The sequence below is a fragment of the Shewanella sp. SG41-4 genome (assembly GCF_014164505.1).
GTDB lineage: Bacteria > Pseudomonadota > Gammaproteobacteria > Enterobacterales > Shewanellaceae > Shewanella.
Genome location: NZ_JACJFI010000292.1, coordinates 1 through 4,358 on the forward strand (window position 1 = coordinate 1; position 4,358 = coordinate 4,358).

The following is a 4,358-nucleotide window of genomic DNA, read 5'->3' on the forward strand; positions in this document are numbered from 1 at the left end:
TATTTTTCAATGACAACGATTTAGTGCTGAATGATTCAAATAACTTATCGATACTGGTGTTTTTATCGCTGTTCATGAGTATTTCCTAGCGTGTTATATTATTTATGCTGCTTGTTCTATTCTTTTTTTACTGTCGCGAATCAGATTGCTAGCCAATCAAATAGCCGCCGTCGACATTAATCGCGGTACCCGTGGTGTAGCTTGATGCGTTAGACGCTAAATATAAAACCGTTCCGGCCATTTCTTCTGGCTGGGCTACACGCTTCATTGGTACGTGGTGCATCATTTGTTTTAAAATGGCTGGGTTATCAACTAATGCAGAAGCAAACTTGGTGTCGGTTCCACCTGGCAGTAATGCGTTAACGCGAATATTGAATTGGGCACATTCTTTAGCAAATGCTTGAGTCATTGAAATAACAGCCGCTTTGGTAATTGAGTAAATGCCTTGGAAGTCACCTGGAATAACGCCATTAACAGACGCAACATTAATGATTGAACCACCGCCGCTGTCTTTCATTAATTTTGCACCTTTGGTCGACATAAAGAAGTAACCACGAATGTTAACGTCGACGGTTTTTTGGAAGGCGGTTAAGTCAGTATCAATGATGTGACCAAAATAAGGGTTTGCAGCAGCGTTATTGACCAGAATATCTAGCTTGCCATGTTGCTTTGTAATGGCTGCAAAAATGGAATCGATTTGATCCATGTCACCGATGTGACACGCAATGGCTTGTGCACTGCCGCCAGCGTTAATAATCTCATCGACCACAATTTGGCAAGCTTCTATTTTTCGACTCGATACAATGACATGGGCGCCATACTGAGCTAAAACTTTTGCTACACTTTCGCCAATACCACGACTTGCACCAGTAACTAAGGCGACTTTCCCTGTTAAATCAAACAAATTGACATTGTTCATGTTTTTTCCTTTTAATTTATGATTAATGGTTCAAAGCCGAAAGTAAGTAGGGATTACCTGAAGGTTACCCAGTCATCACCAGCCTGTTCTAAGTGACTGTAGTTATTAAAATAATCAACACTCAACATGTTTTCAGAAAATAATAGTTTAGTGACACCAGTATTTCTGGCCTGCTGATTCAAGGCTAATGTCTGTCGGTCGTTCAATTGTAAAATGTGTTGCACGATTGCTGAAATCGTCCCTCCAGACGTAAACACTAAAATATCTTTTGATTTTTTTGTGTTATTTCCAGTGCTGGTAATCTCACGCTTTTTTGCTAATTCTTGTTCAATGATATTGTGCAGCGCCCGAATACAACGGGTCTTAAATTGTGACCAACTCTCTTTGTATTCATGGTCATTATCGCCTGAAACCCAACGTTCGAGCGCTTGAGAAAATTCTTTTTGCAGCGTTTTATTCGGTTCATTGCATTGGCTAATTGCCTGGCTCATTTCTGCGAAGTTACGCCACTGTTCATTGTACTTTTTTAAAATATCTACATGGTCAAACTCATTAAAACCAGAATGGATAATCATTGGGGTATGTTCACCTTGATATCCTGTTACGAAACTGGTTAACGTTTGGCCATGACGCAGTAAATCACCACAATAAAACTTGCTTGGGATAGCCCTTGCACGCCAGTACTGGCCTAATATTGCCGCTTGCTGGCTCCCCTTATCTGACAGTTGATCGTAATCAGTGCTTCCAAAGGATGCCTGTCCGTGTCGAATCAAATAAATTGCTGCCATATTAGGTCTCTAACTGAAAAATGATGGATAAATACAAAAAACCTAAACCACTGTTTAAATTAATTTTAATTTAATTATGACAACTAAAAAATATAATTAAGTTAATTTTAAAAACTAATAGTCGATGTTAATCATGAATGCTTTATGCGTTAATTTAATGGATTTTTGTACTGCATCGAATCTACTTGACTATGCTAATAGCAACATCTAAATTGAACAAATGAATAGTTCTAATACCCTACTATTTATATTTTAAATAGTAGGGGCCAGTACTTGATACTAAATACTAAACAGCAGATATGAGTTGAGGTGCTCTCAACGTATACCGTGAGATCACCGGAGTGAGTATGAAAATTGATTTGAATTTGTTTGTCGTTTTCGATGCAATTTATTGTGAGGGAAATATAACGAAAGCAGCGTCAGTACTGAATTTATCGCAACCTGCTGTGAGTCATTCATTAGGCAAACTGCGCACTCATTTTGACGATGCTTTATTTATTAGACAAGGCAATGAAATGCGACCTACCCCGGTAGCAAAGAACGTTATTGATGATGTTCGTGAAGCATTACATCAACTACAAGTGTGTTTAGTACAATCACGTCAATTTGAACCGTTAACTTCACGTAAGAGCTTTTCACTGTCATTGCATGGTTCATTAGAGCCTTATTACTTACCTATATTGCAACAAAGTTTGTCGTTAGAGTCTCCGGCAATCAATTTACGCAGTAATAAAAGGGTCAGACGTACTGAACTTGAAAACAAACTCGCCAGCGGTGACATTGATTTAGCAATTGATACCTTAATCCCTGTCAGTAACAATATTATGCACACCCAATTAGAGCTAGACCAACTCGTTGTTGTAGCTCGTAAAGACCACCCCTCCATCACACCAGAACTGGATTTAGAGACTTACCTTAGGTTAGAGCACGTGTTAGTTTCATCTCGTTCTACTGGCCCTAGTCTGGAAGATTTTGAACTTTCTCGCATTGGATTGCATCGTAAAATATCATTACGTTGTCAGCATGCTTTATCAGCGTGCCGAGTCATCTTAAATAACGATATGTTACTCACATTACCTAAAACCGCCGCAGCCATGTATAGCAAGATGCTTGATATTGCTATACATCCTATGCCAGTGGAATTACCTGATATTGGTGTGCATTTATATTGGCATGTGAATGTAGACAAAGAACCTGCCAACAAATGGCTTAGAAACAAAATGATTATTGCGGCAACTAACACCAGAATAATGAGGTAGTCAGCAATTAAACATCATATATAGAATGAGTGAATCTCAATAATCACCACTAGGGCAATATGTATTCTGTATAAATTGCCATAGTGGGTTCGTTAAATTCATCAGTATTATTCTGCTTAGGTTTAGCTTAGGTTTAACTTAAAAAAATCTAGCGTACGCTGCCAGGCAAGCTCTGCATTGGCTTCATCGTATCTGCCGGTCGAATCATTATGAAAACCATGATGAGCATTTTTATACATGTGTATTTGATATGGAACGTTAAATGCCTTTAAATCTTGCTCGTACTCGGGCCAGGTATTGTTAACCCTCTCATCTAACTCACCTAATTGAATTAATAATGGCGCTTTAATGTTTTTTCGTAATGACTTCTCTGCTGGCGTGCCGTAAAAAGGCACACCGGCTTGAATCAAAGTTGAATCCACTGCGGCAAGATAATTAACAATATAGCCACCAAAACAAAAACCTACAGCCCCTAACTTACCATTGCTGCGTTGATGCGCTTTTAAAAACTGAGCAGCAGCAACAAAATCTTGTTCAATTTTGCTTCTGTCTAGCGACTTTTGCATTTCGCGCCCTTCATCATCGTTACCAGGGTAGCCACCAAGAGAAAACAATGCATCGGGAGCAAAAGCAATAAAGCCAGCTTTAGCTAAACGCCTCGCGACATCTTTAATGTATGGATTAAGGCCTCGGTTTTCATGAATAACCAACACAACAGGCAATAATCCTGATTTATTAGTGGGTTCAACTAAGTACCCTTGCCCTTTGCCATGGCCTAACGGTGAATCGAAATTGGCATAAGTGGCTTTAATGTCTGAGTCGTTAAATGACACTTGCTCAGCTAATGCGTAATTAGGCAATAATGCCGAAGTGAGCACTGTCATTGAATAACCGAGTGCAACTAACGACCCAAGTTTGCCAATAAATGTTCTACGGTCCATACCACCGTGTGCATAGGAGTCATACCAATCAAATGCTTGCTGTGGAATGTTATTAGATGATTTGTGCATCAGGAGTTCCCTCTTCGATTTAAATACTCTGGTAATAGTGCATGATAGTCGATGAAATCTCATCAATCATCTTCACCCCATCAATACGCCTTACTATGTACATAAGTTCAATACTAACAACGCTCAAGCGCATGTGATAAGCTTTTTCTATCGTTGTATGTAATCTTGGGTCTATAAATTAACCGCTAAAGTACTTAAGATGTCTTGATGTAACACTGTTATTTTAGCACTGATTTTTTAGCGTTTATTATCAGAATTAAAAAACCAAAAGTTCAATTTCGATTATCAATGCAGAACAGGATACATGTTGAGCGGGATACGCATTAAAAAGATTAATGCTGACTAGTAGCAGTCGATTCTACTATGTTAACAGCGTATTTTT

At 38.8% G+C, this 4,358-nt stretch carries 4 protein-coding genes; 1 reads left to right on the forward strand and 3 read right to left on the reverse strand.

All coding sequences use genetic code 11. The features are described 5' to 3' along the window. Nucleotides 1–148: 148 nt before the first annotated feature. Both H5202_RS18335 and H5202_RS18340 read right to left on the reverse strand, forming a co-directional pair. Complete coding sequence (locus H5202_RS18335) at nucleotides 149–919, reverse strand: SDR family oxidoreductase (RefSeq protein WP_182773339.1); 771 nt, start codon at nucleotides 917–919, stop codon at nucleotides 149–151. Between the two features lie 53 nt (nucleotides 920–972). Further along, nucleotides 973–1,707: a histidine phosphatase family protein gene (locus tag H5202_RS18340; RefSeq protein ID WP_182773340.1), complete on the reverse strand. Its 735-nt coding sequence runs from the start codon at nucleotides 1,705–1,707 to the stop codon at nucleotides 973–975. 347 nt (nucleotides 1,708–2,054) lie between these two features. On the opposite strand from H5202_RS18340, the gene H5202_RS18345 reads away from it, so the two are divergent. Beyond that, entirely contained in the window at nucleotides 2,055–2,966 is a 912-nt protein-coding gene (locus tag H5202_RS18345; RefSeq protein ID WP_182773341.1) for a LysR family transcriptional regulator, read from the forward strand. 122 nt (nucleotides 2,967–3,088) lie between these two features. Here H5202_RS18345 and H5202_RS18350 read toward each other — a convergent pair whose 3' ends face one another. After that, nucleotides 3,089–3,976: a dienelactone hydrolase family protein gene (locus tag H5202_RS18350; RefSeq protein WP_182773342.1), complete on the reverse strand. Its 888-nt coding sequence runs from the start codon at nucleotides 3,974–3,976 to the stop codon at nucleotides 3,089–3,091. Between the last annotated feature and the right edge of the window lie 382 nt (nucleotides 3,977–4,358).